Source organism: Streptomyces xantholiticus (genome assembly GCF_014651015.1).
GTDB lineage: Bacteria > Actinomycetota > Actinomycetes > Streptomycetales > Streptomycetaceae > Streptomyces > Streptomyces xantholiticus.
This window is the reverse complement of record NZ_BMWB01000014.1, coordinates 41347-65300: the sequence shown is the minus strand read 5'-3', so window position 1 is coordinate 65300 and position 23954 is coordinate 41347. Positions and strand designations below refer to the sequence as shown.

At 70.2% G+C, this 23954-nt stretch carries 21 protein-coding genes; 11 read left to right on the top strand and 10 right to left on the bottom strand.

Annotated features, from left to right (window positions below; genetic code table 11):
- Positions 1-36: 36 nt before the first annotated feature.
- The 5 genes from IE198_RS35385 to IE198_RS20650 all read left to right on the top strand — a co-directional run bounded on the left by IE198_RS35385 (position 37) and on the right by IE198_RS20650 (position 5963).
- Positions 37-390 (top strand): hypothetical protein, encoded by a 354-nt coding sequence (locus IE198_RS35385; RefSeq protein WP_229834150.1) that lies wholly within the window; start codon positions 37-39, stop codon positions 388-390.
- A complete protein-coding gene (locus tag IE198_RS20665) occupies positions 387-1184 on the top strand; it encodes an SDR family oxidoreductase (protein WP_189888733.1) in 798 nt (265 codons plus the stop codon). Before IE198_RS35385 ends, IE198_RS20665 begins: the two co-directional genes overlap by 4 nt.
- A gap of 80 nt (positions 1185-1264) precedes the next feature.
- Positions 1265-2923 (top strand): AMP-binding protein, encoded by a 1659-nt coding sequence (locus IE198_RS20660; RefSeq protein WP_189888731.1) that lies wholly within the window; start codon positions 1265-1267, stop codon positions 2921-2923.
- Positions 2924-2943: 20 nt separating this feature from the next.
- A complete protein-coding gene (locus IE198_RS20655; RefSeq protein WP_189888729.1) occupies positions 2944-3825 on the top strand; it encodes an acyl-CoA thioesterase in 882 nt (293 codons plus the stop codon).
- Between the two features lie 62 nt (positions 3826-3887).
- Positions 3888-5963 (top strand): 3-hydroxyacyl-CoA dehydrogenase NAD-binding domain-containing protein, encoded by a 2076-nt coding sequence (locus IE198_RS20650; protein ID WP_189888727.1) that lies wholly within the window; start codon positions 3888-3890, stop codon positions 5961-5963.
- A 207-nt stretch (positions 5964-6170) separates the two neighbouring features.
- Here IE198_RS20650 and IE198_RS20645 read toward each other — a convergent pair whose 3' ends face one another.
- From IE198_RS20645 to IE198_RS20625, 5 genes are all read right to left on the bottom strand, one after another.
- Entirely contained in the window at positions 6171-7220 is a 1050-nt protein-coding gene (locus tag IE198_RS20645) for an NADP-dependent oxidoreductase (RefSeq protein WP_189888725.1), read from the bottom strand.
- A gap of 48 nt (positions 7221-7268) precedes the next feature.
- Positions 7269-8588, bottom strand: coding sequence for an aldehyde dehydrogenase family protein (locus IE198_RS20640; RefSeq protein ID WP_189888723.1), 1320 nt, complete (start codon positions 8586-8588; stop codon positions 7269-7271).
- Between the two features lie 80 nt (positions 8589-8668).
- A complete protein-coding gene (locus tag IE198_RS20635) occupies positions 8669-9373 on the bottom strand; it encodes a type 1 glutamine amidotransferase domain-containing protein (RefSeq protein ID WP_189888721.1) in 705 nt (234 codons plus the stop codon).
- A gap of 97 nt (positions 9374-9470) precedes the next feature.
- Positions 9471-10397: an NADP-dependent oxidoreductase gene (locus IE198_RS20630; protein WP_189888719.1), complete on the bottom strand. Its 927-nt coding sequence runs from the start codon at positions 10395-10397 to the stop codon at positions 9471-9473.
- Between the two features lie 72 nt (positions 10398-10469).
- On the bottom strand, positions 10470-11969 hold the full coding sequence (locus tag IE198_RS20625; RefSeq protein ID WP_229834148.1) for an MFS transporter: 1500 nt from the start codon (positions 11967-11969) through the stop codon (positions 10470-10472).
- Positions 11970-12127: 158 nt separating this feature from the next.
- Between IE198_RS20625 and IE198_RS36150 the strand changes: the two genes are divergently transcribed.
- Together IE198_RS36150 and IE198_RS35370 are read left to right on the top strand one after the other, a co-directional pair.
- Complete coding sequence (locus tag IE198_RS36150) at positions 12128-12598, top strand: MarR family winged helix-turn-helix transcriptional regulator (RefSeq protein ID WP_189888717.1); 471 nt, start codon at positions 12128-12130, stop codon at positions 12596-12598.
- A 56-nt stretch (positions 12599-12654) separates the two neighbouring features.
- The gene (locus tag IE198_RS35370; RefSeq protein WP_229834146.1) at positions 12655-13035 is read left to right on the top strand and encodes a pentapeptide repeat-containing protein; all 381 of its coding nucleotides are present in this window, start codon (positions 12655-12657) and stop codon (positions 13033-13035) included.
- A gap of 136 nt (positions 13036-13171) precedes the next feature.
- On the opposite strand, the gene IE198_RS20615 is transcribed toward IE198_RS35370, so the two are convergent.
- Positions 13172-13450, bottom strand: coding sequence for a sulfurtransferase TusA family protein (locus tag IE198_RS20615; protein ID WP_308426837.1), 279 nt, complete (start codon positions 13448-13450; stop codon positions 13172-13174).
- A complete protein-coding gene (locus IE198_RS20610) occupies positions 13447-14121 on the bottom strand; it encodes an ArsR/SmtB family transcription factor (protein WP_229834144.1) in 675 nt (224 codons plus the stop codon). Before IE198_RS20610 ends, IE198_RS20615 begins: the two co-directional genes overlap by 4 nt.
- A gap of 97 nt (positions 14122-14218) precedes the next feature.
- On the opposite strand from IE198_RS20610, the gene IE198_RS20605 reads away from it, so the two are divergent.
- Both IE198_RS20605 and IE198_RS20600 read left to right on the top strand, forming a co-directional pair.
- Complete coding sequence (locus IE198_RS20605; protein ID WP_229834142.1) at positions 14219-15589, top strand: MBL fold metallo-hydrolase; 1371 nt, start codon at positions 14219-14221, stop codon at positions 15587-15589.
- Positions 15586-16845, top strand: coding sequence for an MFS transporter (locus tag IE198_RS20600; protein WP_189888711.1), 1260 nt, complete (start codon positions 15586-15588; stop codon positions 16843-16845). Before IE198_RS20605 ends, IE198_RS20600 begins: the two co-directional genes overlap by 4 nt.
- A 244-nt stretch (positions 16846-17089) precedes the next feature.
- On the opposite strand, the gene IE198_RS20595 is transcribed toward IE198_RS20600, so the two are convergent.
- Together IE198_RS20595 and IE198_RS20590 are read right to left on the bottom strand one after the other, a co-directional pair.
- Positions 17090-19414 (bottom strand): FdhF/YdeP family oxidoreductase, encoded by a 2325-nt coding sequence (locus IE198_RS20595; RefSeq protein WP_189888709.1) that lies wholly within the window; start codon positions 19412-19414, stop codon positions 17090-17092.
- Positions 19415-19462: 48 nt separating this feature from the next.
- Positions 19463-19981: an SRPBCC family protein gene (locus IE198_RS20590; RefSeq protein ID WP_189888707.1), complete on the bottom strand. Its 519-nt coding sequence runs from the start codon at positions 19979-19981 to the stop codon at positions 19463-19465.
- A gap of 557 nt (positions 19982-20538) precedes the next feature.
- On the opposite strand from IE198_RS20590, the gene IE198_RS20585 reads away from it, so the two are divergent.
- Positions 20539-21348 (top strand): alpha/beta fold hydrolase, encoded by an 810-nt coding sequence (locus tag IE198_RS20585; RefSeq protein ID WP_229834141.1) that lies wholly within the window; start codon positions 20539-20541, stop codon positions 21346-21348.
- Positions 21349-21840: 492 nt separating this feature from the next.
- A complete protein-coding gene (locus IE198_RS20580) occupies positions 21841-22524 on the top strand; it encodes a DUF899 domain-containing protein (RefSeq protein WP_189888705.1) in 684 nt (227 codons plus the stop codon).
- Positions 22525-22667: 143 nt separating this feature from the next.
- Here the strand turns inward: IE198_RS20580 and IE198_RS20575 are convergent, their stop codons facing one another.
- Positions 22668-23888 carry a hypothetical protein gene (locus tag IE198_RS20575; protein ID WP_189888703.1) on the bottom strand — a complete coding sequence of 407 codons (1221 nt, stop codon included), beginning with the start codon at positions 23886-23888 and terminating at the stop codon, positions 22668-22670.
- Positions 23889-23954 lie beyond the last annotated feature (66 nt).

Genomic DNA, 23954 nt, shown 5'->3' with positions numbered 1-23954 from the left:
GAATTTGACACTCACGCATACAGGAGAGGAGTGGTGATGAGGCAAGCAGTCCTCGCATCGGCGGCGCGTACGCCGATCGGGAAGGCCCATCGCGGCGCGAACAACAACACCGAAGCACAGCAGCCGGCGGCGCACGCGATCACTCATGCCGTGCCGGGCGCGGGGCTCGACGGCGGCGAGGTCGAGGACGTCATTCCCGGGTGCGCTTCGCGGCAGGGATCCTGCGGCACCACGGACATCCCGGTCGGCCGACCGTATGGCATGAAGGCGGCGCGGCTGGTCGGGCACGCGGTGCCGGCAGGCAGGCGCCGGGGCGTGCGCCACGCCGTGATCACCATGTGCGTCGGCGGCGGCATCGGCGCGGCGGGGCCGATCGAGGTGGTGTCGTGAACCCCGCCGCGCTGTTCGACGTCAGCGGAAAGACCGTGGTGGTGACCGGCGGCTCACGCGGAATCGGGCTGATGATCGCGCACGGTTTTGTGGCGGCCGGAGCCACGGTGATCATCTCTTCCCGCAAGGCCGAGGCGTGCGAGAAGGCGGCAGCGGAGTTGTCCGCCCTGACGTCCGCCGGCGCCGGAACCTGTCTGGCGCACCCGGCCGACCTGTCCACCGACGAGGGCCTCGAGAGCCTGGCCGAGCGGGTCGCGGCGGTCGCGCCGCGGCTGAACGTCCTTATCAACAATGCGGGAGCCGCCTGGGGTGCGCCCATCGACGAGTTCCCCGACGCGGGCTTCGACAAGGTGCTGAACGTCAACGTCAAGGCCGTCTTCTCGCTGACGCAACGGCTGCTGCCGCAGTTGCGGGCGGCCGCCACCGCGGAGGACCCCGCGCGAGTGATCAACATCGGGTCGATCGACGGGCTCGTCGTCTCCGCCTCCGACAACTTCTCCTACGTCGCGAGCAAGGCGGCGGTGCACATGCTGACCCGCAAGATGGCCGCCACGCTCGCGAGTGATCACATCACCGTCAACGCCCTTGCTCCTGGCCCTTTCCCGACCAGGATGATGGCGCACGTCCTGGACGACCCCGCGCTGCGCGACGACGTGGTCGAACGGGTGCCCCTCGGCCGCGTCGGCACCCCCGAGGACATCGCGAGTCCGGCGATCTTCCTCGCCTCCCGCGCGGGCGCATACCTGACCGGCACGGTGATCCCCGTGGACGGAGGGATCTCCGGGACGCGCTGACCGGTCACGTGTGAAGGTCACCGCGCGCAGACGGGAAACACCCCACGAACTCTCACCCCCGAAAGGCGGCTTTGGCAGCGATGAGCTGGTTCGACGACAGGCCGTGGACGGCGCAGTACCCCGAACGGATGGCGGAGGTGGAACCGGTCCGCCACCGCACCACGCTGGAACTGCTGGCCGACGCGGTGGCCGCCGCCCCCGACAGCCCTGCCACCACCTACCTCGGTGGAACCCTGACCTACCGGGAAGTGGACGAGCTCTCCGACGGGGTGGCGCACTACCTGCTCGAGCGCGGCTTCCGTCCCGGCGACCGGCTGGCGCTGTACCTGCAGAACATCCCGCAGTTCGTGCTGGCGCTGTTCGGTGCCTGGAAGGCGGGCGGCACAGTCGTACCGCTCAACCCGATGTACCGGGACGAACTCGCGCACATCCTCACCGACGCGGGGGTGTCGGCGATCGTGTGCGACGAGCAGGCCTGGTCGGAGCACGTCCGTGAGCGGGCCACCGCCGCGGGGGTGACGACAGCGCTCACCGCCTGCCCGCTGGACCTGCAAACCCTGGACGACCCACGCGTCTTCGCCGGCCTGACCCGGCAGCGCAGCGAGGGCGCGGACGATGTCCTCGACGTGGCGAAGGCACGGGTGGGGCGGCGACCCGCCCATCCCGGGCTGACACCCGACGACATCGCGTTGATCTCCTACACCTCCGGCACCAGCGGACTGCCGAAGGGGGCGACCAACACCCATCGCAACCTGACCGTCAACGCGGTCCTGTTGAGGCTGTACGACGAGATCCCCCCGGGTTCGCCGATCTTCGCGCTGGCCCCGCTGTTCCACATCACCGGCATGGTCGTCCAACTGCTCAACGCGGTCGACCTGGCGAGCCCTCTGGTACTCGCCCACCGCTTCGAGCCGGGGGTGGTGATCGACGCGCTGAAGCGGGAACGGCCCGCGTACATGGTCGGGCCGTCCACCGCGTACATGGCGCTGATGGCACATCCCGACTACTCCGCCGAGGCGTTCGCCTCGCTCAGGACTCTCAACTCCGGCGGCGCCCCGCTGCCGCCCGCGGTCGTCGAGCGGTTCCACGAGCAGACGGGACTGTACATCCGCAACGGCTACGGGCTCACAGAGACCAGCGCCCCTTGCGTGGTGGTGCCCGCGGGCAGCGAGGCACCCGTGGATCCCGACTCGGGCACCTTGTCGATCGGCCTGCCCCTTCCCACCGCGATCGTCCGTATCGTCGGCGAGGACGGCAGGGACCTGGGACCGCACGAGGTCGGCGAGATCGCGGTCGAAGGCCCCATGGTGGTGCCCGCGTACTGGAACAGGCCCGAGGCCACCGCGGAGTCGATCCCGAACGGGCGGCTGCTCACCGGCGATGTCGGCTTCATGGACCGGCAGGGCTGGGTGTACGTGGTCGACCGCAAGAAGGACATGATCAATGCCTCCGGGTTCAAGGTGTGGCCTCGCGAGGTCGAGGACGTTCTCTACCGGCACCCGGCGGTGCGCGAGGCCGCCGTGGTCGGTGTGCCCGACCCCTACCGCGGTGAGACCGTGGCGGCCTTCGTCAGCCTGAGGCCCGGCGGATCTGCCGAGCCCGACGAGCTGGTCGCCTACTGCCGCGAGCACCTGGCCGCCTACAAGGCCCCTCGGACCGTCAGCATCCAAGACGAGCTGCCCAAGACCACCAGCGGCAAGATCCTGCGCCGCGAACTGCGCGGGGCGACGTCCGCGTGACGAGCAAGAGGAGCTGAAGGATGGCCGGCCTGCCAGAGATCCTGGCCCTCGACGAGATGGGGCCGGACCGGTTCCGGTCCGGCCCCATCCCCAGCGAGTGGGCGCGGACGTTCGGTGGCCAGATCGCCGCCCAGTCGCTGATGGCCACGGCGCGCACCCTCGACCGGTCGTACTCGGCTCACTCGCTGCACGGCTACTTTCTGCTGCCCGGCCGTCCGCACGAGCCGACGGACTTTTCGGTCGAGCGGCTCCGCGACGGTGGCAGCTTCTGCACCCGCCGCGTGACCGCAGTCCAGGCGGGGGAGGCGATCTTCACGATGACGGCCTCGTTCCATCGCGGGGACGAAGGGTTCTCCCACCAGGTGGACATGCCGGCGGTGCCGGCACCTGACGACATCCCGGAGTCCGACCGCATCAGCGGCTGGAGCATGCCGCGGCCCGCGGAGTGGCGCCACTGGGAGATGCGATGGGTGCCCAGGGGGGAGATCGGCCACGTTCCGGAGGCGCCGGCCTGCCAGCGGGTGTGGATCCGGTACGGACGTCCGCTGCCGGATGACGGTGCCGTCCACGCCTGCGCACTGACCTATCTCAGCGACATGGCGCTGCTGGGATCCGCGCGGCTGCCACATCCCCGAACCGCCGTACAGGGTGCGTCGTTGGACCACTCGCTGTGGTTCCTGCGTCCCTTCCGCGCGGACGAGTGGCTGCTGTACGACCAGGTCTCCCCTTCGGCCGAGCAGGGCCGGGCGCTCACCCGCGGAAGGCTGTTCGACACTGGCGGGCGTCTGGTCGCTGCCGTCGCGCAGGAGGGACTCATGCGCTTCGACCGGCCCCGGTCGATGGCGGGCCGCGAAGCAGAAGAAGGGGCGCGTGGTGCGCACGCCTCAGCGCGCGTTCCGTAATCCCCCGGGCCCGACCGTCGCCGACATCCGTTGATCAACTAATCCAGGAAGTGGTGCCAGGCATGTCGACCCACTACAGCGTCACCGGACGCACAGCGATCCTCCGCATCGACAACCCTCCGGTCAACGGGCTCGGGCACGCAACGCGGAAGGGCATCGTGCAGGGTCTGCAGCGTGCCCTGGACTCCGCCGATGTCGATGCCGTCGTGCTCACCGGCCGCGAGGGATCCTTCTCGGCCGGGGCCGACATCTCGGAGTTCGGGACCGCCAGGACCACCGCCGCACCGAGCCTCGGCGACGTCATCGCGGCCCTGGAGAACGCCGGCAAGCCGGTCGTGGCGGCGATCGACGGCACCTGTTTGGGCGGCGGTCTGGAACTTGCGCTGGGCGCCCACTATCGGGTCGCGACATCGAGCAGCAGGATCGGCCTCCCCGAGGTGCATCTCGGTCTGGTCCCCGGCGCCGGCGGCACGCAGCGGCTGCCCCGTGTCGTGGGAGCCGACGTCGCGGCGGACATGATCAGTGGCGGGGCACCTCGTAGGGCCCGGGAGCTCTCCGAGCTCCCGGGCCAACGGCTGTTCGATCGGATCGTGGACGGTGACGTGATTGCGGCGGCGACGGAACTCGCGGTCGAGGTCGCCGCGGTACGGCCGCTCCCTCGGGTCCGGGACCTGAGCGTCGGACGCGACGACGCGGCCGCGGCAGGTGCGACACGCGAGCGCCTGCGCCGGCGCAGCCGCGGATTCGTGGCACCCGCGGAGGCTCTGGCACTCGTCGAGAAGGCGGGAACCACACCGTTCGAGGAAGGCCTGGCCGAGGAGGGCAGTACATTCCTGGAGCTGATGAACGGCGAGCAGTCGGCCGCGTTGCGCCATGCCTTCTTCGCCGAGCGGGCCGCCCGCAAGGTCCCCGACGTCCGGCCCGGGACGCCGGCACGGACGGTGGACAAGGTGGCAGTCATCGGTGCCGGAACGATGGGTGGCGGCATCGCGATGACCTTTCTGGGCGCGGGGATTCCGGTCACCGTCGTGGAGAGCAGTCAGGAGGCGCTCGACCGCGGCTTGGACGGCATGCGCCGCAATTACCAACATCAGGTGGACAGGGGCAAGTTGACGGCCGACGGGCTGGAGCAGCGCATGGCGCTCCTGACGCCGACGCTGGACTATGCGGACGTGTCGGACAGCGACCTGGTCATCGAGGCGGCCTTCGAGGACATGGACGTCAAGCGTTCGGTGTTCACCAGGCTCGATGAGGTGGCGAAACCCGGCGCGATTCTGGCGTCGAACACCTCGACCCTCGACATCGATGCGATCGCCGCGGTGACCGGGCGCCCCGGGGATGTCCTCGGCATGCACTTCTTCAGTCCGGCGAATGTCATGAAACTGCTGGAGATCGTGCGCGGGGCCAAGACCTCGGACGAGGTGCTGGTCACTGCCATGGCGGTGGGACAGCGGATCGGCAAGACCGGCGTGGTGGCCGGGGTGTGCGACGGCTTCATCGGCAACCGGATGATCGCCAAGTACGGGGATGCGGCGACGGCACTCCTCCGCGCGGGCGCGACACCGGCCGAGATCGATTCCGCCGCAGAGCACTTCGGCTTCGCCATGGGCCCGTTCCGGACGGCCGACCTGGCGGGCAACGACATCGGATGGGCGATCCGCAAGAGGTGCTACGCGGAGGACCCCGGCATGCCCCGGGAGGAGATCTCCGATGCCCTGTGTGAAATGGGCCGGTTCGGGCAGAAGGCCGGCGCCGGGTGGTACGACTACGCGCCCGGCAGCCGAGAGGCGAGCCCGAGCCCTGTCGTTGAAGAGCTGCTGGCCTCATTCCACGCCAAGCATGGCACCGAGCTCCGCCCCTTCGAGGCGGATGAGATCGTGCAGCGCCTCGTCTTCGCACTCATCGACGAGGGCGCGCGCATCCTCGACGAAGGCATAGCCCTACGTGCCTCGGACATCGACGTCGTCTACATCGCGGGGTACGGCTTCCCGAGGTACCGCGGCGGACCGATGTTCTACGCCGACACGGTGGGTGCCGCACATGTCCTCTCCGGGCTCAGGCGATTCCACGCAGATGACGGTTGGGAGCCCTCGCCGTTGCTGATGCGGCTGGCAGGGGAGGGTGGAACATTCAACTGACGCCCCCACCACAGACGCGGACCCGGCGATGAGGCGGCGGCCCGGCTGCGACCCCTCCAGGAGGAGTCGCAGCCGGGCCGCCGCGCTGCGCGGGGGCCGGCCCGCTGCGCGGGGGCCGGCCCGCACAGCCCAGAGCCCGGTCCCAGGAGCCCGGGGCCCGCGCGCTGAGGAGAGTGCTGACTCTGCCGTGCAGTCCGCCCGCGACGGTCAGTTGTCGACTGCGGCCCGTGTCGGCAGGGTGACGAGCATCTTGCCGGTGTTGTCGCCGCGGAGCATGCCGAGGAATGCCTCGACGTTTTTCTCGATGCCTTCCACGACGGTCTCCTCGTAGTGGAGCTTCCCGTCGCGGATCCAGCCGCCGACCTCCTCCACGAACTGCTGCTGCAGGTCGTTGTGGTCCGAGACCAGCAGACCGCGCAAGGTCAGGCGCTTGCCGATGGCGACCACGAGGTTGCGCGGGCCGGTGGGCGGCTCGGTGGCGTTGTACTGGGCGATGGCCCCGCACAGCGCCGCGCGGCCGTGCACGTTGAGGGCGCCGATCGCGGCCTCGAGGTGGTCGCCGCCGACGTTGTCGAAGTAGACGTCGATGCCGTCCGGGGCCGCGGCCTTGAGCTGCTCGGCCACCGGCGCCTTCTTGTAGTTGAAGGCGGCGTCGAAGCCGTACTTGGTGAGGAGTAGTTCGACCTTCTCGTCCGAGCCGGCGCTGCCGATGACCCGCTTGGCGCCCTTGAGCCGGGCGATCTGCCCGACCTTGCTGCCGACCGCACCGGCCGCGCCGGAGACGAAGACGGTGTCGCCCTCGTGGAACTCCGCCACGCGCAGCAGGCCCGCGTAGGCAGTCAGTCCGGGCATGCCGAGGACACCGAGGTACGTGCTCAGCGGAGCGTTCCCGGCGTCGACCTTCACAGCGTTCGCCGCGTCGAGGAGCGCGTACTCCCGCCAGCCGAGCCCATGCAGGACGTGATCACCCACTGCGATGGGGCCTGCGGCGGAGTCGTCGCCCACGGCGACGACGACGCCGACCGCACCCCCGTCCATCGGCTGGTTCAGCTGGAAGGGAGGGACGTAGGACTTCACGTCGTTCATCCGTCCGCGCATGTACGGGTCGACCGACAAGTGCAGGTTGCGTACCAGGATCTGACCGGAGCCGGGCTCGGCGACGGGAACCTCGCGCAGGGCGAAGTCCTGCGGCCGGGGCACGCCGTTGGGGCGGGCGACCAGGTGCCATTCACGGCTGGTGGTGGGTAGGGCGCTCATGGTGGGGACGTCTCTTTCTGTCGTGTTCACTGCGTGGCTGGAGGGGGATCAGCTGAGCGGCTTGGCGAGGACGGCTTTGCGGTGGCTGAAGGTCTCGATGGAGTAGCGGCCGTGGTAGCTGCCCGTGCCGCTTTCGCCGACGCCGCCGAACGGCAGGTCGGAGATGGTGAGATGGGCCAGCGGCAGGCCGAATCCGAGGCCGCCCGAGGAGGTTTCGGCGGCGAGCCGCTCCCGGGTGGTGTCCGATTCGGTGAACGCGTAGAGGGCCAGCGGCTTGTCGCGGTCGTTGATGAAGTCGATGGCCTCGTCGAGTCCGGCCACCTCGACGATCGGGAGGATCGGGCCGAAGATCTCCTCCTGCATGACGGGTGCGTCCGGTGACACCTCGGCCAGGACGGTCGGCGCGATGTACTTGGAGTCCCGGTCGTACGGCCCGCCGGTGACGCGGCGGCCGGAATCGAGGAGGGCGGTCAGCCGGTCGAAGTGGCGTTCGTTGACGATACGGCCGTACTCCGGGGAGGCGGACGCGTCCGGTCCGTACAGGCCCTCCACCGCCTTGGCCAGGGCTCCCTCCAGAGCGCGTGCGGTCTCGGGGTCGGTGAGGACGTAGTCGGGCGCGACACAGGTCTGTCCGGCGTTGAGGAACTTCCCGGCCGCGAGGCGGGCGGCGACGGTGTCCAGATCGGTGCCCCGGTCCACGAACGCCGGGGACTTCCCGCCGAGTTCGAGGGTGACGGGGGTGAGGTGCCGGGCTGCCGCGGCCATCACGATGCGGCCGACCGTGCCGTTGCCGGTGTAGAGGATGTGGTCGAAGCGCTGCTCGAGCAGGGCGGTGGTCTCCGGGACTCCGCCTTCGACGACGGCGACCGCGTCGGTGTCGAGGTACTGCGGCAGGAGGCGGGCCAGGGCGGCGGACGTGGCCGGGGCCAGTTCGCTGGGCTTGGCGACCACCGCGTTGCCCGCGGCCAGGGCCCCGGCCATCGGGGCCAGCAGGAGCTGCGCCGGGTAGTTCCAGGGGGCGATGACCAGCACGACGCCCAGGGGGTCGTACTGCGTCCAGGCACTTGCCTCTCCGATGAACGCGGGGACCGGGGCCTGTTCGGGACGCAGCCAGTCGTCGAGATGCTCCAGGGTGTGGTCGATCTCGCGTATGACGAAGTCGATCTCCGTGCGGTAGGCCTCGGTGGAGCTCTTTCCCAGATCGGCGTGGAGCGCCGCGGCGAATGTCTCCCCCTGTTCGGTGAGCAGGGTACGCATCCGGTGCAGCTGCCCGGTACGCCAGGCCACGGGCTTGGTGGTGCCGCTGCGGAAGGTGGCGCGCAGCCGGGCGACGAGTTCGGCGGGCTGCTCGGGCGCAGGGTTGTTCATGGTTCCCTCACAGGTGCGGTACGTGGACGGGGGCGCCGGGCCGCCGCGGGGCAGGCCCGGCGCCGGCGTCGGCAGGGGGATCAGCCGCGGTTCAGGATGTCGATGATGTTCCTGGCGAGCTGCTCGGAGGAGGCGGGGTTCTGGCCGGTGTGCAGGTTGCGGTCGGCCACGACGTGCGCGGTGAACGGGGAAGCGGCGTGGAAGTCGGCGCCGAGTTCCACCAGGCGGTCCTGGAGCAGCCATGTGGCCTTGTCGGCGAAGCCGGCCATGGTCTCCTCGGCGTTGGTGAAGCCGGTCATGCGGTAGCCGGCGAACGGCCAGCTGCCGTCCTCGCGCCGGGCGGCGAGCAGGGCGGCGGGGGCGTGGCACAGCACCGCGAGCGGCTTGCCCGAGTCCAGCGCCGCGGTGATGAGGCGGCCGGAGGCGGCGTCGACGGCGAGGTCCTCCATGGGGCCGTGGCCACCGGGGTAGAGGACGGCGGCGTACGCGTCGAGGTCCACCTCCTCGAGCTTGACCGGGTTCTCCAGGTCGGCGCGGATGGAAGCCAGGTACGCGGCGATGGCGTCGGCCTGCTCCTTGCCGCCGGTGGACTCGGCGGCAAGGCTGACGGCGTCGACGGTCGGAGTGATGCCGCCGGGCGTGGCGACGGTGACGTCGAACCCCGCCTCGCGCAACAGCCGGTGCGGTGTGGCGAGTTCCTCGGCCCAGTAGCCGGTGGGGTGCAGGGTGCCGTCGGCGAGTGTCCAGTGGTCGGAACCGGTGACGACGAACAGAACTGCGGTCACAACTGTCTCCTTCGGGAGGTGCGCGCGTCGCGCGGTGGTGGGGGTCTTCTCGTCCGGCAGGGGGTGTGCCGGTGATGGCGTGCGGGCAGTGGGTGGCTCAGCCGATCGTGACGATCACCTTGCCGCGGGTGTGACCCTCCTGGTTGAGCCGCTGTGCGTCAGCGGTCTGCGCGAGCGGGAATGTCGCGGCCACGTCCACGCGCAGCTGCCCCCGCTCCGCGAGGACGGTGAGCGCCTCGAGGTCCGCGGCGTCGGGCCGTACGAAGACGTACCGGCCCCCGAGGCCGAGGACCGCGCCGTCCGCGACGGAGGCCAGGCGGCCGCCTTCGGCGAGCAACTCGGGGGAGAGCTTCAGGGCTTCGCCGCCGATCAGATCGAGCACGGCGTTCACACCCTGCGGCGCCAGTGCCTTGACGCGGTCGGTGAGGCCCTCGCCGTAGGCGACCGGCTCGGCGCCGAGCCCGCGCAGGTAGTCGTGGTTGTACTCGCTTGCCGTGCCGATGACCCGGGCGCCGAGCGCTCGGGCGATCTGTACGGCCAAGGAGCCGACCCCACCTGCCGCGGCGTGCACCAGTACGGTGTCGCCGCTGCCCACGTGCAGGGCGCGGGTCAGCGCCTGGTAGGCGGTGAGACCTGCCAGCGGGATGCCTGCGGCCTCCTCGAAGGAGAGGTTGGCGGGCTTGCGGGCGAGCGTACGGATCGGGGCGGCGACGTATTCGGCGAAGGTGCCGCGAGAGACGAAGTCCTCACGGACGTAGCCGATCACTTCGTCGCCCGGGGCGAACTCGGTGACCGAGACACCGGCCTCTTCGACGACGCCTGCCACGTCCCAGCCGGGGATGACGGGAAAGACGGTGTCCATGACGCCGTCCAGGTATCCGGCCTGGATCTTCCAGTCGACCGGGTTGACGGAGGCGGCCTTCACGCGGACCAGTACGGCGTCCGGGGCGAGCTTCGGGTTCGGGACGTCGCCGTACTCCAGGACGTCCGGGCCGCCGAAGGTGCGGTAGGTGATGGCCTTCATGGTGGTGCTCCTTGCTGTGGTGGTGCGGTCGTGCGGTGGTGCAGATCGCGGTGGTACGGATCGGGTGGGTCGTCAGGCAGCCGCGGTGGCGGCAGCCGGCGCGGGGGCCCGCTCGGCGGCGGGCCGGTGTTCCGCACGGGGCGCCTGCCGCTGCCGCTTCAGGCCGAGCAGTGCGATGGCGAGGACGGAGGCGAAGGCGGCACCGGCGATGGTGAAACTCAGGGTGAACTGGCTCTCGGCAGGCAGCGGGGGCACTCCGGCCGGAAGGTTCTCGATGGTCCGGGAGGCGAGCAGCGTTGTGATCAGCGCACTGCCGATCGAGCTTCCGACCGAGCGGGAGATGGAGTTGATTCCGTTGGCGACACCGGTCTGGTGGGGCGGCACGCCCGCGACGATCAGCGCGGGCATTGCGGCGTAGCCGAGGCTGATCGCCGTTCCGACGGCCATTCCGGCGCCGATCACGGAGGCGGTCGAGGAGTGAGCGGTGGCCAGCCACGCGAAGCCGGCGGTGCCGATCACCGCGCTGAGCGCGAGGGTGAGGCGTGGGCCGATCCTGCGGATCAGCAGGCCGCCGAACTGGGCGGCGACGAGGGAGGCGATCGTGCTGGGCAGCAGGTACTCGACCGAGGCGCGGAGAACGGATGCGCCGAAGCCGTAGCCCGCGATGTCCTGCGGTATCTGCGCCAGATAGGAGACGCCGAGGAACTGGGCGAACATCCCGAATCCGACGAAGAGGCCCGCGAGATTGCTGAACAGCACCGGGCGATGGAGGAACATCCTCATGTCGACCAGCGGTTCGCGCACGCGGTTCTCGGCGAAGGCCCAGACACCGGCCATGACGACCGCTCCCGTGAAGCTGCCCAGAGTGCGGGCGGAGGTCCAGCCCCACTCGTGGCCCTGGGAGATCGGCAGCAGCAGCAGGACCAGGAAGAGCCCGAGGGTGAGGGCGCCGAGGATGTCGGTGCGCCCTCCGGTCTTGGCGCGGCTTGCCGGTACGAGGAGGACGACGGCGACGAGTGTCACCAGAGCCAGCCCGGCGGCCATCCAGAAGACGGGGTGGTAGTCGGCGTTCTCGCCGCGGGTCAGCAGGCCGGTGGTGACCAGCGCGAAGCCGCTGCCGAACGCCAGGGTGCCGCTGACCAGTGACATCGCTCCGGGCAGCCGGTGGGCGGAGACCTCCTCGCGGAGTACCGACAGCGCGAGCGGGAAGATCGCCGTGGCGGCTCCCTGGAGAACGCGGCCGACGATCAGCCAGAAGAGCGAGTCCGTGGTGGCCGCCAGGACCGAGCCGGCGATCATCACCACCAGCACGCCGATGAGGGTCGGTTTCTTCCCGTGCTGGTCGCCCAAGCGGCCGAGCAGGGGAGTGAAGACGGCTGCGGAGAGCAGGGTCGCGGTCGTGACCCAGCTGACCTCGGCAGCACTGCTGCCGAGGCTGGTCCCGATCAGACCCAGGATCGGGACCACCAGCGTCTGCATCATCGACACGACCATGGCGGCGAGGCTCAGGACGAGGACGACCGCGATCTCACGTCGGTGTCGGCCGGGCGACGGGGCAATGGTTCGGGACACGAGTGCTCTCTTCGGGGCGGGGCGGGAGTGGTGCCGGAGCCCGGGGAAGGGGCTCAGCTCGAAACAGCTAGATGCTTGATGAACTCAAGCAACGAGGACGAAGGTAGACATCAATGGTTGAGGAAGTCAAACTTTGAGCTTCACCTAGACTGTGGAACATGTCCCGCACCCCCGCCCCGCACCCGGCACCCGAAACCCCTGACCCGAAGGGGAGCGACCCCACGCACGTCGACCTCCTGGAGCGCCTGGCGCGCGCTGCTGCCGGCTACTACCGGGACCTGGCCGCGGCGGCCGCGGTGCAGGGGCTCACCATGACGCAGGCCAAGATGCTCATCCTGCTCCGGCAGCCACTGCCGATGCGCGCTCTCGCAGGACTGCTCGCCTGCGACGCCTCCAACATCACCGGGCTTGTCGACCGGCTGGAGGCTCATGGGCTGGTCTCCAGGCACCTCGACCCGGCCGACCGGCGGATCAAGAACGTGGTCGCGACGGAAAAGGGCCTGGAGGCCGTCCGTGTGATCCGCGCCGATATGCGGGCCACCTCGGCGGCCTTCAACCGTCTCGACGACGAGGGCCGCCGCAGCCTCTACGAGCTGCTGGGGCGCCTGCACCCGGAGGAGACGGTCTGACCCGACCGCCGGGATGTCCGCCCCGGTCGTGGGGCCCGCCGCGCTCTGACCGACCTGTGTGGCACTCGGCTCGTCGAGGCAGAGGTACGGGAGACCGAGTTCACCGAGGCCGTGAGGCGAACCTGCGCAAGGCCGACGCCGCCGGCGCGGTCTTCCGGCGGGCGGACCTGCGCCTGTCCGACCCGCGGGGCGCCGACCTGAGTCGAGGGCGGCGGCCGTCGGGCGTCATCCTCCGGTCGGCCGGATCTCGGACTTCTGCGTCAGCGCGTACTCCTGGCGTCGTGGCCCCCTCGAAGGGGAGTCGACGGACCTCGCGCGTGCGACGACGGCGCACGCCAGTCGCCTGCTGGATCGGCAGGGAGTCGGCGAAGGCGCTCAGCCGGCTGCCCACGCGGGCGGCATGGGCGGTGGCGGGGCTGCGCCCGTCCCGCGCCTGACACCTGGCGAGCCGTCGCAGGTGCCGCGCCCGGCTCGCGGGCCTCCGTCGCCCGGCCGAGTGACACCACCGTTCAGGACGCGGCCATGTCCGCAGTCGCTCGGTATGCGAAGCGGCACGCGGGGTGGCGTGGGACGTCATTCTCCGGCTGTGTGCCACGGCGCGTCGGAGCGGGTGCGGCATGCGTCGGCCGTCAGCCGCAGGGCGTACACCGGCGGCAGGCCGTCACCGGAGAGAGGACCGAGGTATTCGTGTCCGGTCATGTGGCACCAGGCGGGCAGCTCGAGCGGGGCAGCGGGGTCGGTGGCCATGACGTGGACGACGGTGCCCGGCTCGAAGCCCTCGATTTCCTGGCGCAGGCGCAGCATGAGGGTGACGCAGAGAAGGCCGGTTCCGTCGACGGCCGGGGCGGTCACGTCAGCTCTGCCGCATCGACGGGCATCTGCGACAGGCGCCACTCGAGCATGCCCTCGTTCAGCCGGATCGCGCGGCGACCACGGTCGGTCAGCAGCCGAACCGCGTCGTGGGCGAGGACGCAGTACTCGCCGCGGCAGTACACGACGATCTCGGCGTCCTCGGGCAATTCGTCGACCCGGTCGGCCAGTTCGGCGACCGGGATGGAGATCGCGCCGGGGATGTGACCGGCGAGGTACTCCTGCACGGGTCGCACATCGAGCACGACGACGTCGTCGGCCTCGATCCGCGTCTGCAGTTCCTCGTGGGTGACTTCCGCTGCACCGCCCTCGCCGAGGTAGGCGTCGCGGGCCGCAGGCACGGCTGCCTGGTGGTTCTCGGCCACCTTGCGCAGCAGTGCGAACAACTGGGCGACGTCGTCGCCCGCGAGCCGGTAGTGGATCCGTACGCCCTCGCGGCGGAAGGCGACGAACCCGGCCTGCTTGAGCGTCTGCAGGTGGGCAGAGGCGGTCGTCAGGTTCAGCCCGGCCGTCTTGGCCAGGGCGTCGACCGTACGCTCCCCCTGGGCGAGCAGGTCGAGCAGTTCCAGGCGCTTTCCGCTGGCCAGCGCCTTGCCGCTGACCGCGAACGCGTCGTACAGCCGCGCCTTCGGGTGCGGGGTGGTCTCCGCCATGGCATCCTCCATAAATCCATGGAATATTGTAGATCAAGGCGGGTGCGGTGACGACATGACCCTTCACCCCCGTCGTACCGGATCTTGGAGGACTGCCGTGGGCTTCGCCGACGACCATCTGATTCCGCTGGTCGACGAAGGGCTGGGCAACAGCGCCTACCTCGTCGACCTGGGCGACGGCCGCGCCCTGTCCGTGGACGCCAGCCGTGACCTGCGTACCCTGCACGCCGCCGCCGAGCGACGCGGCCTGCGCGTCGCGTACGCGGCCGACACACACCTGCACGCCGACTTCCTCTCCGGCGCCGTCCAGCTCGGCCACGATTACGGCGCGACCGTGCTGGCCTCGGCCGCCGGCCGTCGCGCCTTCGAGCACCAGGGCCTTGCGGACGGCGACGAGTTCGACCTGGGCGGGATGACGCTGCGGGCCCTGGCCACCCCCGGCCACACCGATGAGCACCTGTCCTTCCTGCTCATGGACGGCAGCCGCCGGCTCGGGGTGTTCACCGGCGGGTCGCTGATCGTGAACTCTGCCGCCCGTACCGACCTCCTGGGTGCCGAACGGGCGGAGGAACTGGCCCGGGCCCAGTACCGCTCGCTCAAGCGCCTGACCGAACTGCCGGACGAGACCCCTGTGTGGCCCACTCACGGAGCGGGCTCGTTCTGCTCGGCCCCGCCCGGCACCGAGCGCATCACCACCATCGGCACCGAGAAGCAGGCCAACCCGCTGCTGGCGGCACCCGACGAGGACACCTTCGTACGCCGATTGATCGCGAGCCTGGGAACCTATCCCGCCTACTTCGACCGGCTCGCCGAGGTCAACCGGCGCGGCCCCGCCGTCCTGACCGCTGCCCCGCACCTGCCCGCCCTCGACGCCGGCCAGGTCGACGCACTGCTCGCCGAGGGCGGCTACGTGGTCGACGTCCGTCCCGCGGCCGACTACGCCACAGGCCACATCCGAGGCGCCATCTCCATCCCGTTGCGCGGACAGTTCGCCACCTGGCTCGGCTGGCTGCTGCCCGACGAGGTCCCCCTTGCCTTCGTCGCCCGTGAGGACCAGGACCTGTCGGAGATCGTCCGGCAGGCATACAAGATCGGCTACGAGCGCCTCGCCGGACACCTCGCGGGAGGCACGACCGCCTGGCAGGAGGCCGGTCGCCCCACCGCGGCCACCGCGTTCGTCACGCCCGACCACGCTCCGGCAGCCCCGTACATCGACGTCCGGCAGGAAGCCGAGTACGCCTCCGGGCACGTTCCCGGCGCCCTGCACCTCGAACTCGGCTCCCTCGCCGCCCGCGCCGCCGACGCACCCGGCGGCGCCGTCGTCGCCTGCGGCCACGGCGAACGGGCCATGACCGCCGCCAGCATCCTGGAACGCGCCGGCCACACCGACGTCACGGTGCTGAACGGCAGCCCCGACGCGTATGCGGCCGCCCACGGCACCCGGCTTGCCGAAGGCGGCGCCGTGTGAACCCGACAACCGGGACCGTGGCCAAGCCCGTTCGCCTCGGTCTGCGGGAGAACCGGCTGCAGTTCGCCCTGCTCGTCGTCGTCAACGTCTGCGTCGGCGCCCTGGTCGGCCTGGAACGCACCACCGTCCCACTCATCGGCACCGACGTGTTCGGCCTGACCAGCGACCTGGCGGTCTTCTCCTTCATCATCGCCTTCGGCCTCACGAAGGCCCTCACCAACCTCACCGCGGGCGCCCTGACGGCGCGTTTCCGCCGTAAGCAGCTCCTGGTGGCGGGCTGGCTCATCGGCATCCCCGTGCCCTTCGCCCTGGCCTGGGCGCCGTCCTGGGGCTGGATCGTCGCCGCGAACGTTCTGCTCGGCATGAACCAGGGTCTGACCTGGTCGATGACCGTCAACATGAAGATCGATCTGGTCGGCCCGGCCCGGCGGGGACTTGCCACCGGCCTGAACGAGGCCGCCGGATACGTTGCCGTCGGCGCCACCGCACTGCTGACCGGCTACCTCGCCACCGCCTACGGCCTGCGCCCCGTCCCGGAGCTCATCGGCGTGGTCTTCGTCGCCGCCGGCCTCGTTCTCGCGCTGATCGTCCGGGACACCGCTGCCCACGTCGCGCTCGAATCGGCCCAGCACCCCGAGCAGACGGCGTCCGAGCGGTCCACCGGCCTGGCGCACACCTTCGCCCGCACCTCCTGGCACAACCGCTCCCTGCGCGGCGCCAGCCAGGCCGGGCTGGTCAACAATCTCAATGACGGCCTTACCTGGGGCGTCTTCCCGCTGCTCTTCACCGACCACGGTCTCGGACTCGCCGCCGTCGGCCTGATCAAGGGCCTCTATCCGCTGCTGTGGGGCCTCGGGCAGATCCCCACCGGCCACCTCGCCGATCGTCTCGGCCGCAAACCCCTCATCGTCACCGGCATGTTCGTCCAGGCCGCCGGCTTCGTGCTCGCCCTCGCCCTGCTCGATCGTCCTCTACTCGCGGGCATCCTCTCCGCCGTCGCGCTCGGCATCGGCACCGCCATGGTCTACCCCGCCCTGATCGCCTCGGTCTCCGACCACGCCCACCCCGGCTGGCGCGCCAATGCGCTTGGCACGTACCGCTTCTGGCGTGACATCGGCTACGCCGCCGGAGCCCTCGTGGCAGGCATCCTCGGCGACGCCCTGGGCCTGAACGCCACGGTCATCGCCGCCGCCGTCCTCACCGCAGGGTCCGGTCTCCTCGCCGCCCGCTGGATCACCGACCACAAGCAGAGCTGATACCTGGCAGGTACGCCCCGACGAACCGGCGCTTCTGTTCTCCCGAGACCCCACTGCACTCGGCCGGGGCGGGGCCGTGCCCGCGCAGCCGGCACCGCCCCGCCGGGCCCCGGCGCGAGCTCCGCGCCGGCCCGGCCGCGCCCGCTGCCTGCCCCGGCACCGCGCCCTGCCGTCGTCCCTGCTGAGGAGGAGAACGAGGGTGACGGGGGCGCCGACGCCCCCGTCACCGGGCCCGGAGACGACGTCACCTGCCGGAGTTGCTCATCGTTGGGTCGGGCCCGGTTCCGTTGGGCTCCAGCCGGACCACGATTCCCTTCGACGTCGGCTGGTTGCTGATGTCCGCCACACTGTCCAGCGGTACCAGGACATTGGTCTCGGGGTAGTACGCGGCGGCGCAGCCGCGTGCGGTCGGATAGGGGACCACCTCGAAGTCCTCCGCGCGGCGCTCCGCATCGTCGTCCCACACACTCACCAGGTCGACATGCTGCCCTTCGGCCAGACCGAGTTCGACCAGGTCCGTCGGGTCGACCAGCACAACCCGACGGCTTCCCCGGATGCCCCGGTAACGGTCGTCGTCCGTATAGGGAACGGTGTTCCACTGATCGTGGGAGCGCAGTGTCTGCAGCAGCAGGTGCCCCTCGGGGGCGTGCGGCATCTCCCAGGCGTTGCGGGTGAACAGGGCCTTGCCGACGGACGTGGCGAAAACCCCTTCGTTGACCGGGTTCGGCAGCCTGATGCCGCCGGGGCGGGCCACCCGCCGGCTGAAGTCGTGCAGCCCCGGTACGACGTGGGAGATTCGCTCGCGGATCGTCCCGTAGTCGGCCTCGAACCGCTCCCACGGGATGTCGGTCTTGCCGTCGAGGGTCCGGCGGGCGAGGCGGCACAGGATCGCGACTTCGCTGAGCAGCAGCTTCGAGGCCGGCTTCAGGCGCCCACGAGAGGTGTGCACCTCGCTCATCGAATTCTCCACGGTGACGAACTGCTGGCCGCCGCACTGGATGTCGACCTCGGTGCGGCCCAGGGTCGGCAGGATGAGTGCGGTCCGGCCGCAGACCGTGTGGGACCTGTTGAGCTTGGTGGAGACATGGGCGGTGAGGCGGCACTGCCGCATGGCCTCCTCGGTGACCGCACTGTCCGGAGCAGCCCGCACGAAGTTGCCCGCGACTCCGAGGAAGACCTTGATACGGCCTTCGAGCATGGCCCTGATCGAGCTCACCGAGTCCAGCCCGTGAGCACGAGGAGGCTCGAAGCCGAACTCCCGCTGCAGCGCGTCCAGGAAGGAATCCGGCATCCTCTCCCAGATCCCCATCGTGCGATCGCCCTGCACGTTGCTGTGCCCGCGCACCGGGCAGGCGCCGGCCCCGGCCCGACCGATGTTCCCGCGCAACAGCAGGAAGTTGACGATCTCCCTGACGGTGGGGACCGCGTGCTTCTGCTGCGTCACCCCCATGGCCCAGCAGACGATGATGCGCCTGCTGCGCAGGACCTCGTCGCCGACTGCCTCGATCTCGTTGCGCGACAGTCCGGTCGCGGAGAGGATGTCTTCCCAGGCGATGGTGCGGGCGTGTTGGGAGAACGCCTCGAAGCCGCTGGTACCCGAGCGGATGAAGTCGTGGTCGAGCACGGTGCCGGGCCGGGCGTCCTCCGCCTCCAGCAGCAGCCGGTTCAGGCCCTGGAACAGCGCGAGGTCCCCGCCGATACGGATCTGGAGGAACCGGTCGGCGATGGCGACACCGTTGCCGACCACCCCCCGAACGTTCTGCGGATTCCTGAACCGCAGCAGCCCGGCTTCCGGCAGCGGATTCACAGCGATGATGCGGGCGCCGTTGAGCTTCGCCTGCTCCAGTGCGGAGAGCTGACGCGGATGGTTGGACCCGGGATTCTGACCCACCAGGAAGATCAGGTCGGCGTGGTGGATGTCCTCCAGGCTCACCGTTCCCTTGCCGGTGCCCAACGTCTCGTGCAGGGCGAAGCCGCTGGACTCGTGGCACATGTTGCTGCAGTCGGGAAGGTTGTTGGTGCCGAAGGCCCGGGCGAAGAGCTGCAGCAGGAAGGCAGCCTCGTTGCTCACCCGGCCCGAGGTGTAGAAGACCGCCTCGTCGGGCGAGTCCAGTGACCGCAGCTCCCCGGAGAGCAGCTCCAGGGCGTCATGCCAGCTGATCGGCTCGTAGTGGTCCGAATGCGGCCGCTTGACCATCGGTTCGGTGAGTCGGCCCTGTTTATTCAGCCACAGGTCGGACCTTCGGCCCAGCTCGGAAACCGGATGCCGGCGGAAGAAGTCGGCGGTGATCCGGCGTGACGTCGCCTCGTCGGTGATGTGCTTGGCGCCGTTCTCGCAGTACTCGTTTCGGTGCCTGTGGCCGGGGGAGGGGTCGGCCCAGGCGCAGCCGGGGCAGTCGATGCCGTCGACCTGGTTCATGGTCAGCAGCGCCGCTCCGGCCCGCGGGAGTGACGTCTCCTCGAGGGAGTACTCCAAGGCGTGCGTCACCGCGGGAACGCCCGCCGCCCATTTCTTGGGCGGGGTCACGGTGAGGCGCTCTTCCGGTTCTTCGCTCGGTGGCTTCTTCATCAGGGTGCTTCTCGCTCTCGCTCTTCAGCACACGGATCAGGGCGCGGATCAGCCCACGGGCCAGCGAGGGACCCGGCTCCTCGGCGGTTGCGGTTCCACCGGCTGCACGTGTCCGTTGCAGATGGTTCCTCGCCAGGCCCCGCCCTCTTCCCCCAGGCCCTCGATGAACTCCTTGAAGCGCGCGAGTTCCGATCTGATCACTCGGCGCGTGAACCCGGACACGCCCATGACGAAGTCGGAGACTGCGCGCCGCTCGACCTCGATACGCACCGTGACCGCCGTCCGGTCCGGTGCAGTGGGACGGAAGGTCACCTCGCCCCGGTGGCAGGAGCGCCGACCCAGGCTCTGCCAGACCACACGCGAGTCCGGCTGCTGCTCCACGATCTCCGCAGTGAACTCGCGGCGCACCGGACCACGGCCGACGACCCAACGGGTGAGGGTGGGCCTGAGGTGCTCGACACTCTTCACCGTGGACATGAACCGGGGAAAGCTCTTGAACTGCGTCCACTGGTTGTAGGCGGTACGGACCGGAACCTCGATCTCGAGCGTCTCTTCGACGGTGTTCATGACCCACCTGCCTGACGGCTGCTGTGCCCTCAGTTTCACCGCCGGCCTGCGGGCTCGCCATTTCGGGCCCGGCGAGGGTCAGCCGTCCGCCTTGATCTTCTGCCCTGGGCCTCGGGGTCGGCGACGGCCCGGTAACCGGTGATGACGCCGGTCTTCCAGGCACTCGACCCGGCGCAGGCGGGCGGCGGGGTCGGGCCGACCCGCTTGGCCGGCTCGACGTTGGTCAGCCGCCCGTCCCGGCGCAGGTGAAACACATGTGTCTGTCGAGATGCCGTCCCAGTCGGTGATCACGGCCGGGTTCGTACATGCACCTTGCTGAGACCCACAATGCGCTCTGCTGGACGAGATCCCTGCTCGGGCTCTGCTTCGTGCCCGGGTTGTTCGGCAGGTCATGCGCGGGACGAACGCGGTGAAACGACGGATGTCGACGGGCGCGGCTGCGCCGATTCCTGCGGGTTGCCGACGGCCGGTCCGGAGGGGCACGGAAGGCGCGGACGTCGTGGAAGGCGCTCCCCGACTCGGTGGCGGGCGACGGCGCCAATGGCCAGGCTGGTGTCATGCGAAACCGAGCGGCCATGAGGGAGGGCAGCTTCCGGCACCGCGGGGCCGAGCTGGTCTACGACGATGCCGGCGAGGGTCCTGTGGCCGTGTACGCGCACGGCGGTTTCGTGAGTCAGGCCGCAGAGGACCGGATGGACCTGTTCTCATGGGCGCCGGTCCTCGAGGCGGGCCTACGCCTTGTCCGTTATGACGCCCGGGGACATGGTCGGTCGGCCGGCGGCCCTGTGGACAGCGACTACACGTATCAGTCGCTTGCCGGTGACCTGCTGGCCCTGCTCGATCACCTGGGCGCCTCGCAGCCTGTCACCGCCATGGGTGCGTCGATGGGCTGCGGCAGCGTGCTGCACGCCGCCGTGCGTGCGCCCGACCGGTTCTCCCGGCTGGTCCTGCTCATCCCGCCGACGGCCTGGACGACGCGGGAGGCCCATGTGCGGGCCGCTCGGGAATCCGCCGAGGTCGTCGAACGGGAGGGACCGGACGCATGGCTCGCCACCCGGGCGCGGCAGCCTCGTCCGGCCGTCGTGGCCGACGTACCCGAGCAGCCGCCGACACCCGCCGAAGGGGTGCTGCCCGCCGTTCTGCGTGGCCTGGCGATGTCCGACCTGCCCTCGCTCTCGGAGGTCGCCGCGCTGCGCCGGCCAAGCTTGGTGCTGGGCTGGGTCGGTGACCCGGGGCACCCTCTGTCGACCGCGGAGACGCTGGCCCAGGTGCTTCCGCACGCCGAACTGCACGTGTCCGAAACACGCGCCGACATCCGCACCTGGGGGGACCGCATCGCCGAGTACCTGAGCCGGCCCCAGCCGTAGCGGGCCTTAGCCCGCCGGGGGTGGGCGATCGGGTTCGGCGGCCTGATGCCTCGCGCGGCCGGGCTGACCCGCTGCTCGACCTCCATGCGCAGCAAGTGATCGACCGACGGCCCCGGGCGGTCCTGCCGATGCTGATCGACGCGGTCTCAGAGCCAGTGCGTCCGGGCTCCTGAACACTGTGCTGAACGCTGCGACGGACCGGCGGTCGACGCGCACCGAGCACATCCATGGCGACGACTCGCGGCGCATCCCAGGCAGACCGCCGATCATCCGGCTCGCTGCCGTAGGCGTTGTCGCCGGACCGGCGGACGACCGTGCGGCCGGCGGCGAGATGGTCGGGCCGCCCCGCGCGTCCGAGGATGTCGATGCTGCGTAATTCGGACGTTCACGGTCAATATGGATGCCTGCGCAGGGGGTCGTGGTGAGCGGCGAAGAGCCGGCGCCCCTGGACTGCCGCACGGATTGGACTTGAACCGGAAGGTGGACACCACCATGGAGACGCCCCAGATCGTCACGCCGCGGGAGTGGGAGGCGGCGCACGAGCAGCTGCTCGTGAAGGAGAAGGAGCTGACCCATGCCCGGGACGCGCTGGCCGCGATGCGCCGGCGCATGCCGTGGATGGCGGTGGAGAAGGACTATGAGTTCGACGGACCTGAAGGCAGGGCGGGCCTGCTCGACCTGTTCGAGGGCCGTCGTCAGCTGATCGTCTACCGCGCGTTCTTCGAGCCCGGCGTTTCCGGCTGGCCCGACCACGCGTGCGTGGGTTGCTCCATGGTGGCCGACCACGTCGGCCACCTCGCCCATCTGAACGCCCGCGACACCACTCTCGTCTTCGCCTCGCGCGCCCCGCAGCCGGACATCGAGCGTGTGAAGGCGCGGATGGGCTGGACGATGCCCTGGTACACCGTGACCGACGAGTTCGACGGCGACTTCGGTGTGGACGAATGGCACGGCACGAACGCGTTCATCCGCGACGGCGACAGCGTGTTCCGCACCTACTTCATCAACAGCCGCGGCGACGAGGCGCTGGGGAGTACGTGGAGCTACCTCGACATGACCGCCCTCGGGCGCCAGGAGGAATGGGAGGACTCGCCGGAGGGCTACCCCCAGACCCCGCCCTACCAGTGGTGGAACTGGCACGACGCATACGGCGACGCCGAGTCGGCGGGGAGGTAGGGGCCTGAACCGGCCGAAGCTCCCGAAGCCATCGCCGGCCGGGCAAGCGACGCAATGCGCGGTTCGGAGTGAAGAAAAGGGGCGTCGGCGCTCCTGCCGGTCGGCTGCCTCGGGTCGGGGCCATCTCTCAACGGGCAGCGTCATCAGTCCGCCTCCCCAGACGCAATGGCGGGCGCCATCGCATCGGTGCGTGCGCGGTGTCCGTCGATCCGGACGCTCCATCCACTCGGCTGCGCCTGCCGTGCTGACGGTTGTGCCGAGACGTGGGGTTCACTGGGACCCTGGGGGAGGCGGAGCCTCAGCAACCGGGCGAGGCGGATGCGTTCTTCCGGAGTGGCCCACCCCTGACGGCGCTCGAGGACCTGGACGGTGGCGGTGTTGAAGTTGGCCCGTGCATGCCGGGTGCGGGTGATGGCGCTGAGGTAGAAGTCCAGGTTCGCATTGCCCGGTGTGCCGGTCCGATCGGTCGCAGTCCGGCCATCCGGGGTGATCCCCAGCTGCAGGGCGGCCAGGCTGGGCAGCGGGATAGTTGCGCCGGGCAGTACGTGGCCTGTTGATCGGGTCAGTCGCTGACGGCCACGGGCGTCCCGTGTGTTCAGCAGCGCCATCAGCGTTGTGTTCAGTCTTCGGGCCAGCTCCGTTCGGCTGGTTGCCAGCCGTGGCAGCTGGAGAAGCAGCTGCCCGTGATAAGCGGTGTGCAGGGCCTCGTTGATGGCTTCTTCGTTGTGGTTGTTCGCGTCGGCCCGGTGGAGGGTCTCGTGCGAGAAGACCTCCCCCAGCAGCCGGAAGTCCTCGTAGCGGTACCGCTGGTTGAACACGATGGATGGCCGTGGGTCAGTGGCCGGCCCGAACAGGACCATGGCAATCGCCTCCGGGCGCGGCGTGGTGCCGAAGACGACGCGCGAGAAGAGACCGTCGCGGATCGCTTGGATGCTGCGCTGCCCGGGGCCACCCGCCAGCGAGGCGAGGGCGGCGCGCAGGTTGGCATTCGGCACCACGGCGCTGATCTGCGAGCTGCGGAAGACGGCAAGCCCTTCTTCGCGCGCGTGGCGGCCGCGAGGCTTGAGCGTGGCCGTGAGCAGGTGGACCAGCTTCTGGTCTGTGATCTCGCGAGGCGGCGCGGGCCGCATCGGCGGCCCTTGAGGATATGACAGCGTGCTCAGCAGGCTGAGGTCGGCGGGCCGGAATGGCGGCTGGGCCAGCAGTCGCAGCGCCTCACGATTGTGATCTTCGGTTGCCCGTTGGACACTTGCGGCGCTCCGGCCGGTTGATGCAGGCGTGGCAGCCACCAGGGATGCGGACATCAGCGCCACGGTGACCAACGTCATGGCGACGGTGCAACGACTCGCGCGGAATACGGTCATGCAGTGGGCCTATCCAGGCACCTCGGAGGACTCGTGCCACCGCGCCGCGAACCGACCGGGTATTCA

Bases quoted from the DNA above. Each gene is read 5' to 3' on its own strand.
- IE198_RS20585 (WP_229834141.1), top strand. From the start codon at position 20,539: ATGCGAAACCGAGCGGCCATGAGGGAGGGCAGCTTCCGGCACCGCGGG.
- IE198_RS20595 (WP_189888709.1), bottom strand. From the start codon at position 19,414: ATGAAGAAGCCACCGAGCGAAGAACCGGAAGAGCGCCTCACCGTGACC.
- IE198_RS20610 (WP_229834144.1), bottom strand. From the start codon at position 14,121: ATGGCGGAGACCACCCCGCACCCGAAGGCGCGGCTGTACGACGCGTTC.
- IE198_RS20645 (WP_189888725.1), bottom strand. From the start codon at position 7,220: ATGAGCGCCCTACCCACCACCAGCCGTGAATGGCACCTGGTCGCCCGC.
- IE198_RS20590 (WP_189888707.1), bottom strand. From the start codon at position 19,981: ATGAACACCGTCGAAGAGACGCTCGAGATCGAGGTTCCGGTCCGTACC.
- IE198_RS20630 (WP_189888719.1), bottom strand. From the start codon at position 10,397: ATGAAGGCCATCACCTACCGCACCTTCGGCGGCCCGGACGTCCTGGAG.
- IE198_RS20655 (WP_189888729.1), top strand. From the start codon at position 2,944: ATGGCCGGCCTGCCAGAGATCCTGGCCCTCGACGAGATGGGGCCGGAC.
- IE198_RS20660 (WP_189888731.1), top strand. From the start codon at position 1,265: ATGAGCTGGTTCGACGACAGGCCGTGGACGGCGCAGTACCCCGAACGG.
- IE198_RS20640 (WP_189888723.1), bottom strand. From the start codon at position 8,588: ATGAACAACCCTGCGCCCGAGCAGCCCGCCGAACTCGTCGCCCGGCTG.
- IE198_RS35385 (WP_229834150.1), top strand. From the start codon at position 37: ATGAGGCAAGCAGTCCTCGCATCGGCGGCGCGTACGCCGATCGGGAAG.
- IE198_RS20650 (WP_189888727.1), top strand. From the start codon at position 3,888: ATGTCGACCCACTACAGCGTCACCGGACGCACAGCGATCCTCCGCATC.
- IE198_RS20580 (WP_189888705.1), top strand. From the start codon at position 21,841: ATGGAGACGCCCCAGATCGTCACGCCGCGGGAGTGGGAGGCGGCGCAC.
- IE198_RS20575 (WP_189888703.1), bottom strand. From the start codon at position 23,888: ATGACCGTATTCCGCGCGAGTCGTTGCACCGTCGCCATGACGTTGGTC.
- IE198_RS36150 (WP_189888717.1), top strand. From the start codon at position 12,128: ATGTCCCGCACCCCCGCCCCGCACCCGGCACCCGAAACCCCTGACCCG.